The sequence below is a fragment of the Streptomyces graminofaciens genome, assembly GCF_030294945.1.
Lineage (GTDB): Bacteria > Actinomycetota > Actinomycetes > Streptomycetales > Streptomycetaceae > Streptomyces > Streptomyces graminofaciens.
The window spans coordinates 6,355,774-6,369,338 of sequence record NZ_AP018448.1 but is presented as its reverse complement, the minus strand read 5'-3'; the positions used below and the strand labels follow the sequence as shown (position 1 = coordinate 6,369,338).

The 13,565-nt window shown below is 69.8% G+C and carries 9 protein-coding genes and 3 pseudogenes; 5 read left to right on the top strand and 7 right to left on the bottom strand.

Features of this window, described 5'->3' with window-relative positions:
- Positions 1-202 precede the first annotated feature (202 nt).
- On the bottom strand, positions 203-2,011 hold the full coding sequence (locus SGFS_RS27355) for a CocE/NonD family hydrolase (RefSeq protein ID WP_286254200.1): 1,809 nt from the start codon (positions 2,009-2,011) through the stop codon (positions 203-205).
- Positions 2,012-2,255: 244 nt separating this feature from the next.
- Here SGFS_RS27355 and SGFS_RS27350 point away from each other — a divergent pair, with 244 nt between their 5' ends.
- A complete protein-coding gene (locus tag SGFS_RS27350) occupies positions 2,256-3,080 on the top strand; it encodes a PaaX family transcriptional regulator (RefSeq protein WP_286254199.1) in 825 nt (274 codons plus the stop codon).
- A 350-nt stretch (positions 3,081-3,430) separates the two neighbouring features.
- Positions 3,431-3,487: pseudogene (locus tag SGFS_RS51485) on the top strand (hypothetical protein); the annotation flags it as partial.
- Between the two features lie 143 nt (positions 3,488-3,630).
- Here the strand turns inward: SGFS_RS51485 and SGFS_RS27340 are convergent.
- Positions 3,631-3,977: pseudogene (locus SGFS_RS27340) on the bottom strand (helix-hairpin-helix domain-containing protein); the annotation flags it as partial.
- A 125-nt stretch (positions 3,978-4,102) separates the two neighbouring features.
- The gene (locus SGFS_RS27335) at positions 4,103-4,987 is read right to left on the bottom strand and encodes an alpha/beta hydrolase (RefSeq protein WP_286254195.1); all 885 of its coding nucleotides are present in this window, start codon (positions 4,985-4,987) and stop codon (positions 4,103-4,105) included.
- A gap of 162 nt (positions 4,988-5,149) precedes the next feature.
- On the opposite strand from SGFS_RS27335, the gene SGFS_RS27330 reads away from it, so the two are divergent.
- Positions 5,150-6,037 carry a LysR family transcriptional regulator gene (locus SGFS_RS27330; protein WP_286254194.1) on the top strand — a complete coding sequence of 296 codons (888 nt, stop codon included), beginning with the start codon at positions 5,150-5,152 and terminating at the stop codon, positions 6,035-6,037.
- Positions 6,038-6,166: 129 nt separating this feature from the next.
- On the opposite strand, the gene SGFS_RS27325 is transcribed toward SGFS_RS27330, so the two are convergent.
- Entirely contained in the window at positions 6,167-6,346 is a 180-nt protein-coding gene (locus SGFS_RS27325; RefSeq protein WP_286254193.1) for a hypothetical protein, read from the bottom strand.
- Positions 6,347-6,867: 521 nt separating this feature from the next.
- Between SGFS_RS27325 and SGFS_RS27320 the strand changes: the two are divergent.
- A pseudogene (locus tag SGFS_RS27320) lies at positions 6,868-7,817 on the top strand (IS5 family transposase).
- A gap of 533 nt (positions 7,818-8,350) precedes the next feature.
- Here SGFS_RS27320 and SGFS_RS27315 read toward each other — a convergent pair.
- Complete coding sequence (locus tag SGFS_RS27315; protein WP_286254192.1) at positions 8,351-9,235, bottom strand: aminoglycoside phosphotransferase family protein; 885 nt, start codon at positions 9,233-9,235, stop codon at positions 8,351-8,353.
- Positions 9,236-9,354: 119 nt separating this feature from the next.
- On the opposite strand from SGFS_RS27315, the gene SGFS_RS27310 reads away from it, so the two are divergent.
- Positions 9,355-10,758: an NAD(P)/FAD-dependent oxidoreductase gene (locus SGFS_RS27310; RefSeq protein ID WP_286254190.1), complete on the top strand. Its 1,404-nt coding sequence runs from the start codon at positions 9,355-9,357 to the stop codon at positions 10,756-10,758.
- 243 nt (positions 10,759-11,001) lie between these two features.
- Here the strand turns inward: SGFS_RS27310 and SGFS_RS27305 are convergent, their stop codons facing one another.
- Entirely contained in the window at positions 11,002-11,973 is a 972-nt protein-coding gene (locus tag SGFS_RS27305; RefSeq protein WP_286254188.1) for a zinc-binding dehydrogenase, read from the bottom strand.
- Positions 11,974-12,147: 174 nt separating this feature from the next.
- Positions 12,148-13,413: an NAD(P)-binding protein gene (locus tag SGFS_RS27300; protein ID WP_286254187.1), complete on the bottom strand. Its 1,266-nt coding sequence runs from the start codon at positions 13,411-13,413 to the stop codon at positions 12,148-12,150.
- Positions 13,414-13,565 lie beyond the last annotated feature (152 nt).

Here is a 13,565-nt window from a genome sequence, read left to right as displayed (position 1 = left end):
CGCCACCAGGAGCAGGACGGTCAGGTGGGACGAGCCGGCCACCGTTCCGCCCGTGGTGGCCCGGGCCGTCAACAGGTTCCGGGTGAGGTGTCCTCGTCCTGGAGCAACCGGAACAGAGGTACAGGCGAAGACCGGCGCGCCGCTGCTGGTGCCCGACCGCATGCCATAGGACGCTCTTCGGTCGGGCGAGGTGCGGTGATGTCTAGGGGACCACCGGCAGCAGCAGGTGGGAATCGTAGGCACCGCCCGTGCGGATCAGGTAGGCGCCCTTGTTGCGGGTCGGGATGTCGAGGTCGCCGCCGGGCAGGGGGCCGTCGGCGGCCAGGTCGCCCACCGGGTGCCCGCCGATCTCCACCACCAACGTCTCTCCGGCGTGCAGCACCATCGACGTGGGCCACAGGCCGAGTTCGACCGCCACCGGCTCGCCGAGCGTGAGTAGGTCCTCCCTGGTGTGCAGGAGGTACGGTTCACTCGGCGTGGAACGCTCCAGGTCCAGAGCGCGGTGGGAGGCGCGGATCCGGCCCACCGGGCCGGAGTAGGCCAGCATCGCGGGAAGCAGCACCCCCTGCGCCGCCGCGGCGGCGAGTCCCGCGCGCTGCTCGCCGGTCACCGTGATGTGGTACAGCCGCCGGCCCTGGGCGTCGGTCTTGTAGACCGCGGCGAACAGGTCGGCGTCGTCGGCGTCCTCGGTCTCCACCCACAGGTGCAGGTTGAGGTGGCCGGTGATCTCGGTGTCCTTCTGGGCCGTGTAGGTGAACTTCACGGAGGACTCGAGGTCGTCGCCCTGGTAACGGGCCACCGACTCCTGTGTCGGCGCCTTGTCGGAGAGCGTGTTCGACGAGGCGTCGAGGTGCAGGGTGCGCCACTGCTGGCGAGCCGGCGGCCACTCGTTCTCCGCACGACCGACCTTGTCCTCACCGCCCGGGTCGAGGACCGAGAGGCGGACCCTGGGCGTGGCCTCCCAGCCGTTGTCGAGCCCCTTGAGGAAGCGGTCGAAGAAGCGGCGCAGGTCGGCGACGTTGTCCAGGTCGGCGAGGTCGGTCCACTCCATCACGTTGTGGACGCGCAGCCACTTGTCCTTGGAGGAGATCTCCCGGAACGCCTTCATCGTGCCGCGGGTGTGCAGCGGGTTGGTCCAGCTCGCCACGATGTATGCCGGGACCTCGATCTGCTCCAGGCGGGCCCGCTTGTCCTCCCAGTAGGCGTTCATCAGCGGGTGTGCCGCCATCATCGCGGGGCAGTCCTCGGTACGGGCCTTGCCGTGGATATAGGCCATGATGTCCCGGTCCTGGAACGTGGTGTCCGGGATGCCGCCACGCCCGGTGTCGTCCCGGTACATGTCCGTCAGGCCCTCCCAGGGCGCGATGGCGCCCAGGTGCGGGGGCTGCTCGGCGGCGGCGAACCACTGGAGGATGGCGAGCTGCGAGTTGCCGGCCATGCCGACCTTGCCGTTGGTCCAGTCCTGTGTGCCGAGCCACTCGATGGTGTCGTACACGTCACGTCCGGCGGCCCGGCCCCACCACAGCTGGTCGCCTTCGGAGTGTCCGGTGCCGCGGGTGTCCACGACGGCGATCGCGTAACCGTACTGGACCCAGTAACCAGGGTCGGGCGCCTCGAACGCCTGGAGTCCCGACAGATGGTCACGTGGGGTACCGAACTTGTGTGCCTGCATGTTGTGGTTGGCCCAGCCGCCGTTCTTGGTGTAAGGCGTCCATACCAGGATCACCGGGACCTTCTCGTCGGTGGTGGGCCGGTAGATGTCGCCGAAGAGCGTCGTGCCGTCGGTCAGGGGGATGGCGACGTCGCGGTCGAGCCGGATGTCGACCGGCAGGGGAAGAGCACCCTCGTCGTTCACGGATCCCTTGGGGAACACGGTGGTGCCCGGCTGGAACGGCGTCTGGGCTTCCTCCGGGGGCAGGTTCTCCGGAGAATTCGCCGACCGGTAGAGCACCTCGACTCCGAGATGGTCCTGGTCTCGCGGATCGGAAGGACGTGCGTGGTCTGTGCTCACAGAACTGAATTCCTCTCTCAGCGGGTTTGCCATGCATTCGGAAGAGGGGGCCGGGCCTCCATCTGCCCGATGGGCCTCTCGCGCGATACGACGGTCAGCGGTAGGCCGGAGTCGTGAGTGCGGCCGGTGCGGATGATCCGCCGTCGGTGGCGGGGGCGCCGTTCGACCCACCCTGACTTTAGACAATTCTTCGCATAATTGCCAACGATTGTCTAGGATCGGCTTGTGGGCGTAGCCTGAGGCGGTGGAACAGGTGAAAGAGACGGACGCGCCCTCTTCCAGGCCTCAGGACCTGGTGCTCAGCGTCCTCGGGTTCGCGTCCCAGTACGCGACGGACGGAATGGTCCCGGCGCTTCCCAGCAGGACATTCGTCTCCGTGCTGGGCCGGATAGGCGTCAGCGAGGCTGCCACCCGCGCCACCTTGAACCGGATGGCCCATCGAGGTCTGCTCACCCGTCGCAAGGACGGCCGCGCCACGGTCTTCGCGCCGACCGACGAAGGGGAACGCCTGGTCACACAAGGCAGGGCACGCCTGACCAGCCCCGCGCCCTTCGAACGCGCCGACGACATCTGGACCGTGCTGAGCTGCCCGCTGCCGACGCGGCTGCGAAACGCCCGCTACCACCTCCTGCCGCGTCTGGCATGGGCCGGATTCGGCTCCCTGCAACCCAACCTGTGGATCGCGCCCGGCCGTATTGACGTCCGCCCCCTCCTCGTCGACCTCCTCCCGGCCGAAGACCTCGCCCTGGCCCACGCATTCCAGGGCAGCCCCAGCTTCCCCGTCCCCACCGACCAACTGGTCGCCAGGGCATGGGACCTGGACGTCCTACGGGCCGCCCACGACGACTTCCTCACCCGGTGGGAGAACGCCGAGTCCGATCAGGCGGACGCCCTGCCGCAACTGCTATCGCTGACCAACGACTGGATCGATCTCCTGCGCACGGATCCGGGCCTGCCCGAGAAGTACCTCGGCCCGCAGTGGCCCGCCCGACGGTCGGCCGCTACGTACCAGCGCCTGCACGCCGAGCTACGACCATCGGTCGGGAAGCAATACGCGTCTCTGCTGTGACGCCAGGAGCCCTGGCCGACAAGAGCCGGGAAAGTCGATCCCCTTGTGTGATGCGCCTGAACTCGCGGGCTTTGGATCTGTGGCCTGTTTTCATGTCCCGGGTTCCTCGTGCCGTCGAACTTGTGCGCTCCGATGAGCAGCGCGTCGAGTTGCTGTGCTGGTCCGGCGGGGGTGGTGGTGCCCGGTCTCGTCGAGCGGGCACGCATCGTCCTGGCGTGCGCGGACGGGAAGCCGACACACGTGTGGCGGCGTAAGTCGGAGCTGGCTCCAGCGATGACGAACGGGCTCAGCTGACGCGTTGGGCGAGGCGCGCGAAGACCGCGCAGTTCCTGGCTCCGCGCGCGAGGATCGTGCCGCGGTGCGCGGAGGGCGGAAAGGACGAGCAGTCGGCGGCCGAACTCGGTGGGAGCGAGGCCTCGGCGAACCGCTGGCGGGCCCGCTTCGTCAAGCGGCGGCTGGACGGTCCGGCCGACGAGCCGCGGCCGGTCGGCCGCCCTCCAGAGGACGGCACCGAAGACGGTCAGTGCGCATGTCCTGGCCAACGGCCGCCAGGGGAAGGGGCGTTGATGGCGCCGGGATCGGTCATGTTCACCCCGGCCGCGGCGAGTTTGTCGATGAGCGGGGCGAGGCCGGCGTGTTCGGCGACGATGGCGGGCGCCTTCTCGGTGCCGATGCCCTCGACCTGCTGCATCGCGTCCGTGTCGGCGGCGCGGATACGGCCCATGGTGGCGAAGCGGCGGGCTGTGCGGCGGGACATGGAGCGGCCCGTGCCGCGGACCCCGAGCACGCACAGCCCCCGTGACAGCGGCTGTGAGGAGGCCGTCGGTGCTGGTCTCGCCCATCGGCTCCCGGTTCAAGGAGCTGCTCGCGGGTGAGGGCGAACAGGTCGGGGACTTCGCCCCCGCCGGCGGACCGCGCGGACGAGTCCTTGAGCGCCACGGCCACAGTCTCTGCGACAGGGGGCGCAGGCCGGGCGGCGGGGGTCGCTGATCCGCGCCTGGCGCATCAGCGGGCGAAGGGCATCACACGAGGGTCTTCGCCAGCCAGGACGTGGTGCGCGAGACGATCTCCTCGAAATGGTCGACCAGGATGCCGTAGTGCTGCCCGGGATACTCGACGAGTTCCTTGGGGGCTGTGATCCGCTTGAACATCTCGCGTGCGTCCTCCACCGGGGCAACGGTGTCGCCATCGGCGAGCACCATCAAAACCGGCGCCGTGATGCGCTCCGCGTACGCGGTGACCTCCATCTCGAACACATGGTCCAGCGACGACAGTGTCAGCTCGTTGCGCCAGCTGCTCACGCCGTCGAACCGCTTGAGGAACTCGAGACCCTCCGGGTCCGTGAACATGACGGGAGGGCCGTCCGGCGTACGGTGGCCGCTGGTCTGCAGGACGACCGGGGGCTCGCCGCGACTCTGACCGAGGCGATCAGCGACGATGGCGGCATCCAGGCCGGCGAGCTCGGCTGGCGGGAACAGCTTGCGCGCCGACCATCCGCTGACCGGCGGTACGACGGAGACGACAGCGGCTGGGCGGGTGTCGGTCGCGGCGGCGAACATGCCGACCATGCCGCCCAGGCTGAACCCCCAGACAGCGATCCTCGCCGGATCGACGTCGTCACGGAGGCTGAGATGCGTGATGACATGCCGCATGTCGCGGGCGAACTGCCACGGGTCGATCTGCTGTCGGGGTTCGCCGTCGCTGTGGCCGAGTCCGCGGTGGTCGTAGAAGGCGACGCCGAGACCCGCGTCCGTGAACAGATGCGCGTAGGGGAAGCCTATCTCCGCGACGCTCCCGATGCCTTCATGGGCGATCACGACGGGCACCGGCCCTGTCGCGTCCTCGGGAAGGTAGAGCCTGCCGCGAAGAGTGATCTCCCCCACCGGGATGTCCAGGGAATGGTGCATGCGCGTGTCCTCTCTGACTCGCTCACGATGCTCGATCCGTCTCGGCCGGGCGCCCTCACCAGGGCCGTACAGCCGCTGTTCCAGTGTCATCGCGACCAAAACATCTGTACAGTGGAACTTTTCTATGGGTTTCATTCACGACATGGATGAAGGTGGAGCGGGATGGGTCTCGATCTGAATCTGCTCGTGCCGTTGAACGCGCTGCTCCAGGAGCGGAGCGTGACGGCCGCGGCGCACCGTATCGGCCTCTCCCAACCGGCCTGCAGCGCGGCGCTCAAGCGACTGCGAAGGCACTTCGGCGATGAACTGCTGGTCCGAGTCCCGGGCCAGGGAACCCAGCTCACGCTGCTGGCCGAGCGCCTGCGCGATCGGGTCTCACTGCTGGCCGCGGAACTCGACGGCGTCTTCGCGGCCAACGCCGGCCTGCAACCGGGGTCGCTCGACCGTGAGTTCTCCCTGCTGCTCTCCGACGCCGAATGCAGCGCGCTCGCCACGCCACTGGTGCGCGAAGTCACGGCGCACGACTCCGGTGCACGTATCCGCCTGGATCTGCTCACGAACGACATGCGGGCGGGGATCGTCGAGGAGATCGACAGGCATGATGCCGTGATCGTGCCACGGGTCGCGCTCCCGGACGGGACGCCGTCGCTCGACCTCTACGAGGACCAGTGGGTGCGCATCGTGAGCGCGACGCGGCAGTCCGAGGACGACGATCTCGAGCAGGCACGGTGGGCCGTCTGCTACGACGCGCCGTTGATGCCATGGTCGCCGGGCCAGCTGCTGGAGAGGGAGGGCATCGCCGGGTCGATCGCCGTGCGGGTGGAGAGCTTCGTGGAACTGTTCCCGCTGGTGGCGGGTGCGGATCTCACCGCGCTCGTGCCCCGGCGGCTGGCAGACGCGTGGTGCGGGTCGACGGGAACGCGCCCCGCCCGGGTCCCCGAATCTCTTGCCCCGCCCTTCGTCATCGCGATGGCGTGGTCTCCGCGGTGGGTGTACGACCCGGCCCACCGCTGGTTCCGGGACCGGGTGGCCGCCGCCGCGCGGTGTTGACGACGCGAGCCGGTTTCCCTCGGCCGATGTGATCGACCGTGCTGGAGCGAGCACCCCTCCGAAGGCCGAAGGCCGAGGGCGTGACGAAGGCTTCATCCAGGTCGCCAAGGGCCGCATGCTCGGCGTGCGTCAGCAGCCGTGCCGGGTGCCCGAGTGCCAACGCCCGTGGAAGTCATCGAGGACGGCGCTGTGCGACGCGCACCACCGCCAGCGGTGGATACGTTCAAGCCGCCGCTGGAGGAGTTCGTGCGCCACCCCGCCGTCAAGCCCCGTGAGAACCTCGGCGAGTGCGACGTCGAGGTCTGCCACCGGCAGCGTCAGTACGCGCGGGCCTGCTCTTGCAAGGCCCACCACCTGCGGTGGAAGGCCACTCCTCTACGGTCTGCGGGTCACTGGGGCAGGTTCCAAGACCTGGTAGCACCTCATGCGCCCGCTGTGTGACCGGCTGAGTGCTGACGGTGCACCGAGCCCAAAGGCGTTCGCGGACCCGGCGAAATCGAGTGCACCAGGGGGATGCGCAGCGTGGTGCGGACCCCCAGCCGGTCTGGCTGACCCGCTGGGGGCCACCCGGAGTCGGAGCGCCGCAAGGACGTCTGGGACCCGTACATCTTCACCAGGCGCGGCGGCACCCTGGACTCACCGGCATCTCGCAGCCCCGCCGGGGGCACTTCACAGAAGGTTGCAAGATCGCGATTGGCTTTCATTCCGGTCTTCTCCTTCTTGTAGTGCTTATCGCGATTGGCGGCATCCCGCGCTAGGGCCTGTGTGATGTTGTGATCGTTCTTCGGATTCCGGTCCTGTACGGGGGCTGGATCCGGTAGGACGCTGGTGTGACGCGCAGGCAACTCACCAACAAGCAGTGGAAGTTGATCGAGCCGTTCCTGCCGATAGGCGAGTACGGCCCGCAACCCGAGGGGCTGCGGGAGCAGTTCGAGGGGGGTGATCTGGCGGTTCCGCACCAGCAGTCAGTGGCGGGAGATACCGTGCGAGTTCGGCCCATGGCCGGCGGTCTACGGCCGCTTCCGGGTCTGGAGGGACGCCGGCGTCTTCACTGCATTGCTGGAAGGCGTAATCGCGGAGGCCGCCCGCCAGGGGAAGATGGACTTGTCCCTGGTCAGCAAGGAGGTCATGGACGCCCTTGAGGAAGCCGCCGCCGAACAGGAGCGGGCCAGACAAAAGGGGGCGGCCCGCCAGAACAGAACGGACAGGACGCAAGCGACGGCCCCGAGCGGGAAGAGCGCCGGCACATCAGGCGACGGCGCAAACTCCGCTTGAACCAGGCCCTGCTCGGCAGATCCCGTGGCGGCTGACGAGCAAGGTTCATCTTGCTGCGGACCGCAAGTGCCGTCCGTTGTCCTTCGTCCTGACCGCAGGACAGGCCGCCGACAGCCCGCAGTTCGTCCCCGTGCTGCAGAAGGTGCGGGTCCGTCTGCCTGTCGGCCGTCCCCGGACCCGGCCTGACGCTGTCGCCGCGGACAAGGCCCACTCATTCCGCGCTAACCGCTCTTACCTGCGGAAACGCAACGTCAAGGCAGTCATCCCGGAGAAGAAGGACCAGGCCGCCAACCGAAAGAAGAAAGGCAGCCGGGGCGGCCGGCCCACACGCCACGACGCTGATCTCTACAAGGAGCAGAACACCGTCGAGCGCCTGATCAACAAGCTGAAGGACTGGCGGGGCATCGCGACTCGATGTGACAAGACGCCCGAGAGCTACCTCACCGGCCTTCACCTCCGCGCTTCCATGATCTGGATCAACGACCTGCTGAAGGCAGCCGATTGATCACGACATCACACAGGCCCTAGGAAGCTCGGAGCAGCCGCGATAGCTATAGGTGGTTCTTCCTCTTTGGTACCGCATGCCTCACACTCGGCGCGCTTGGCGTGCTCGGTCCCGGAAGGCAGGCCCCGCGGGAGTCCGCGCCACCCTCAGGTGAGTGTCTAACTGCGTACAACGCCAGCGGACAACGACGGACGGACGCGAACGCCAGTGGACCGTCAGCGCAGGTACGCGGCACACCAGCCCAAGGCCGAACACTCGCCCAAGTTGCTTCGGGACGAAGAGGTCTCGTGCCCGATGAGGGCCGTGTGCCCCCGCTGCTCATCCAGAGACCGGTGGTCTCAGTCGCAGTCTCACTTGCCGCCTGGTCCGGCACCGTCCACTGCCGTCCGCCAAGGTCCGCGAACCCTCTCTCACCAGGCCATGAGCCCGTCTCGCGGACTCCCACAGACACCCCCGGACCAAGATCGGACAACTTGTGCGTAGGTCGTCGGTTCGAATCCGACAGGGGGCTCTCAGTTTTCAGCTTTCCGGTCTCAGCCGGTGCGTAGGCGGTGGGCGATTTCCAGGTCGTCCGGGTGGAGTGTGTGGCCTTCCTCCACGGCCCAGATCGCGTTCTGGAGCACGCGGCCGAGCGTCCAGGCGAGTGCCCGTCGGCGGTCCAGTGCCAGTACCTCCGTCATCGCGTCGAAGCGCCAGAGCACCTCGGTCGGCTCGAAGCGGTTGTCCAGGGCCGGCCACAGGTCGAAGCCCGGGTCGCCGGCCAGTGGCTTGGGGTCGATGGCCAGCCAGGGGGCGCGGTCGGTGGCGAGGACGTTGTCGAAGTGCAGGTCCCAGTGGAGGAGGCGGTCGCCGGGCTCGTCCATGACCTCTCGTACGGCCGCCGCGCAGTCCGCGATCAGGTGGCGCTCGGCGGGGTCCGCGATCCGCTTGAGGACGGGTGGGGTGCGGGCCAGCATGTCCGCCGCGATGTCGCCGAGGCGCCGCATGCCCTCCGGCGCCGGTACGGAGGTGAGGTGGGCCAGTAGCCGCGCGATGACGAGCACGGCCTCGCGGGTGTCCGGCTCGTACGTCAACATGCGTGACTCGTCGAGGCGTTCGAGCAGCATGGTGCCCGTCTCGTCGTCGTACTCCAGGAGCCGTACGGCCCCGTCGCCGCCCCAGATGCGCAGGGCGACCGGCTCGCCCTCGCTCTCCTCGTCGAGGATCTGCAGTTTGAGCACGGCGGGGGTGCCGTCGGCGGTGCGGACCACCGGCAGGACCAGGGCGCACATGCCGTGCATCGGCGGGCCGTCCAGGCGCAGCCCCCATCGGGCCAGGAACGCGGCGGCCATGCGCGGGAGATTCGCGATGAATTCCCGGCCCGCCTTTCCGTTGATCTCTTCCTGAGTCTGGGCCAGTTCCTCCGGCACACGGATCATGCGGTCGACAGTACGGGCACGCGCGCCCGTACTTCTTCGGATTTTCGCCTCCCCGAGACCGTTGAGAACCACGAAATCCGAAGGAGACAGGCCTCGCCGCCGGGGGTACCGTCCGCCCCATGAGCAGCACGGACGCGACCATCAACGGTGGTATCTCCTTCTGGTACGCCCAGGTCGGCCTCCCCGCCCCCAGGGAGCCCCTTTCCGGCGACGCGTCCGCCGACGTGGTGATCGTCGGCGGTGGCTACACGGGCCTGTGGACGGCGTACTACCTGAAGAAGGCGGCCCCCTCCCTCCGGATCACCGTCCTGGAACAGAAGTTCTGTGGCTACGGCGCCTCCGGTCGTAACGGCGGCTGGCTCTACAACGGTGTCGCGGGCCGCGACCGCTATGCGAAGCTGCACGGCCACGAGGCCGCCGTCCGCCTCCAGCAGGCCATGAACGACACGGTCGACGAGGTCGTGCGGGTGGCCGGGGAGGAGGGCGTCGACGCGGACATCCATCGGGGCGGGGTGCTCGAAGTCGCGTACACGCCCGCCCAGTTGGCGCGGCTCAAGGCGTTCCACGAGCACGAGCTGTCGTACGGGGAGGACGAGCGTGAGCTGTACGGCGCCCGGGAGACGGCTGAGCGGATCAGGGTCGCGGACGCCGTGGGCTCGACGTGGACGCCGCACGGGGCCCGGCTGAACCCGGTGAAGCTGGTGACGGGGCTGGCGGCGGTCGTCGAGTCCCTCGGTGTCACCGTGCATGAGTCGACCCCCGTCACGGAGATCCGTCCCAGGGCCGCGGTCACGCCGTACGGTACGGTCCGTGCCCCGTACATCCTGCGCTGCACGGAAGGCTTCACGGCGAACCTCAGTGGCCAGAAGCGCACCTGGCTCCCCATGAACTCCTCGATGATCGCGACGGAACCCCTCACCCCCGCCCAGTGGGAGTCCATCGGCTGGGAGGGCCGCGAGACCCTCGGCGACATGGCCCACGCGTACATGTACGCCCAGCGCACCGCCGACGACCGCATCGCGCTCGGCGGCCGCGGCGTCCCGTACCGCTTCGGTTCGCGGACGGACAACGACGGTCGTACGCAGGCCTCGACGATCGAGGCGCTGCACGAGATCCTCGTCCGCTTCTTTCCCTCCCTCGCGGGTGTGCGGGTGGCGCACGCCTGGTCCGGTGTTCTCGGGGTGCCCCGCGACTGGTGTGCGACGGTGACGCTGGACCGTGCGACCGGGCTCGGCTGGGCGGGCGGTTACGTCGGCTCGGGCGTGGCGACCACGAACCTGGCCGCGCGCACCCTGCGCGACCTGGTCCAGCGGGACTCCGGGCAGGCCGGGGACACGGAACTGACCTCGTTGCCGTGGGTGAACCACCGGGTCCGCAAGTGGGAACCGGAGCCGTTCCGTTGGCTGGGGGTGCACGGGATGTACGCGACGTACCGCACGGCTGACCGACGTGAGCTGGAGCTGCGGAGTGTGGGGTCGTCGCGGTTGGCGAGGGTGGCGGATCGGGTGGCTGGGCGGCACTGACGGGGCCGGGTCATTTCTGCCCGGGATGAGGAGGGCGCGCGGTGGTACGTGGTGCGGCAGGCGGGCCGAGACCTGGGGCCAGCAGAGGGTGATCGCGACCGGGAGGGGGAGGAAGGCGAGGCCGGTGCCGCGCCACCCGGTGCGCAGGCGGCGGCGAAACCGGTTAAACCGGTTACGAACATGCGCTTGCGGCCGACCAGGTCCGCGATCCGGCCCCGAGTCGTGTGGTCGTGGTTCGTGCCGTCACGGTTCCAGTACCACCTTTCCTGTCGTGCCGCGGTTCTCCAGCGCCCGGTGGGCGGTGGCCGCCTCGGCGAGAGGGAAGCGGTGGACGGCCGGGGTGAGGCGGCCGGCGGCGGCTTCGGCGAGGGCGCGGAGTTCGAGGGTGCGGATGGGGTCGGGGCCGCCCGCCCGGCGCCGCATCTCCTCGCCGAGGACGGACTCCGAGACGCCTTCGACGACATACGGTTCGCCGCCCTGGATGCCCGCCGCCGACCAGCCGAAGACGAGGTGCTTGCCGCCGGGGGCGAGGAGGGCGACGGACTCGCGGGCCGCCGTGCCGCCGACGCCGTCGTAGACGACCGTGACCTTGCCCCGGTACGGGGCGAGCTTCTCCGGCCAGGCCGGGTCCGCGTAGTCGACGGCGAGGTCGGCGCCGTTCGCCGCGACCCGTGCCGTCTTCTCGGGGCCGCCGGCGAGGCCGACGACCGTGGCGCCCGCGTTCCTGGCGTACTGCACGAGGAGGGTGCCGATGCCGCCGGCGGCGGCCGGGATCACGACCACGTCGGCCGGGCCCGGCTCGGCGAACTGCAGGATGCCCATCACCGTACGGCCGGTGCCGATCATGGCGACGGCCTCGGCGAAGTCGAGGTTGTCGGGGATCTCGTGGAGGCGGGCGGCGTCCGTGACGGCGAGTTCGGCGTAGCCGCCGGGGGCGAAGCCGAGGTGGGCGACGACCCGCTTGCCGAGCCAGCCGTCCGGGGTGCCCTCGCCGAGGGCGTCGACGACTCCGGCGACCTCGCGGCCGGGGACCGTGGGCAGCCGGGGGGTCGGCCCCGGCCCCTGGTGGCCCTCCCGCAGGGCCGTGTCCAGCAGATGTACGCCCGCCGCGGCGACGGCGACACGGACCTGGCCGGGGCCCGGCCGGGGGTCCTCGACCTGCTCATAGGCGAGGTTCTCGGCCGGGCCGAAGGTGTGCAGGCGGATGGCGTGCATGGAGGGCTCCTCGGTGCGGTTTGGCGGATGGCGTCCGCTGCGGTGATCGCCGGGATCCGCCGCGGTGAATGCGTGAGATCCGACGCGGTGAATGCGTGAGATCCGGCGCGGTCAATCGGTGAGATCCGCCGCGGTGATCGGCGGGATCCGCTGTGGTGAACCCAGCCTCCGGCCTCAACCTTGCTTGAGGTCAAGTGCTCGCCGTGCTCGTCTGCCGGCGGGGCCCAGGGCCAGTGACACCGCCGCCAGGGCGCTGTTGAACGACACCTCCGAGAGCAGGCCGGGCGCCGCGACCTGGTCGCCCGCGAGGTAGACGCCGTCGCCGCGGTCCACGGCCGGCCGGTCTCGCCAGCTGGTGCCGGGCAGATCTACCGCGCCCGTACGACCGTTCGAGGTCGCCTCGCGGCGCCAGGTGACGCGCTCGCGCCAGCCGGGGAAGCCGAGGTCGAGCAGGCGTTCGGCGCGGGTGATGCCGTCCGCCCGGGACTCGTGCGGCGCGATCGGGAACTGCCCCTGGAGCAGTTGCTCGCCGGCCGGGGCGAGGGTGTGGTCCTGGGCCGTGCTGTGTTTTCTGGGGGACACCCCCAGACCCCCGCGTTCGATCCAGCCGGGCGCGTCGAGGTCGGAGACGGCGAACGCGTCGCCCCTGCGGGTGCGTACGGCGAGGTCGATGAGCGCGGTACGGCCGCTCGGCCAGGTCAGGGAGTCGTCACGGAGGAGGCGGCGGGCGGAGTCGAGGGAGGTGGCGACGACGACGGGTCCTCGGTGGCCGTTGGGGATGGCGGCGAGGCTGTCGACGCGGGCGAGGGTCTCCATGCGGACGCCGAGGTTCCAGGCGCGGGCCGCCATCCGGTCGACGACGCTCGCCCAGCCGCCGCGCGGATAGCGCGCCTCCGGGGGCAGCGACGCGGCCCGGCGCAGCCGTTCCCGCACGAAGGCGGCGGAGAGGGAGCCCGGGTCGTGGTGGAACAGCGCCACGGCCGAGAAGTTCGCGGCGGCACGGGCCGCGTCCTCGCCCACGCGTTCGGTGGCCCAGGTGAGGAAGTCGGTGTCCGTGGGGGCGGGTTGGTGGGTGAGAGGGGAGAGGGGGTGGGTGAGCTTGAGTACGGCGAGGGGTGGGGTGCGGCGGAGGGTGCCCTTGTGGTGGAAGCGCAGACGGGTGGCTTCGAGGAGTGGGAGGGGTGCGAGCGGGCCGATCAGATCGCGTTGGCTGAGCCAGGTCCAGTGGGGGCCGCTCCTGTAGAGCGCGTGCGGGCCCTCGTTCGTCCGGTACGGCCCCTCGGCCGTACGGGCCCGGCCGCCGAGGGTGTGGTGCGCCTCGTACAGGGTGACCTTGGCGCCCGCTTCGGCGGCGGTGATGGCGGCGGTGAGGCCGGCGAGGCCGCCGCCGATGACGGTGACGGGCGTGGGGGCGGGGATGGGGGCGAGGGGGCGGTGCATGGGTGGGGTCCCTTCAGATGGGTTGCTCTCGGTCGCGTCGTCTTCGGGTCAGTCGTCTTCGGGTGGGTCGTCTTCGGGTGGGGCGCCTTTCGGTGAGTACGACTGGTGGAGGGGGTCGGAATGTGACATCGGGGCTGGGGAGGCGTGTTTTC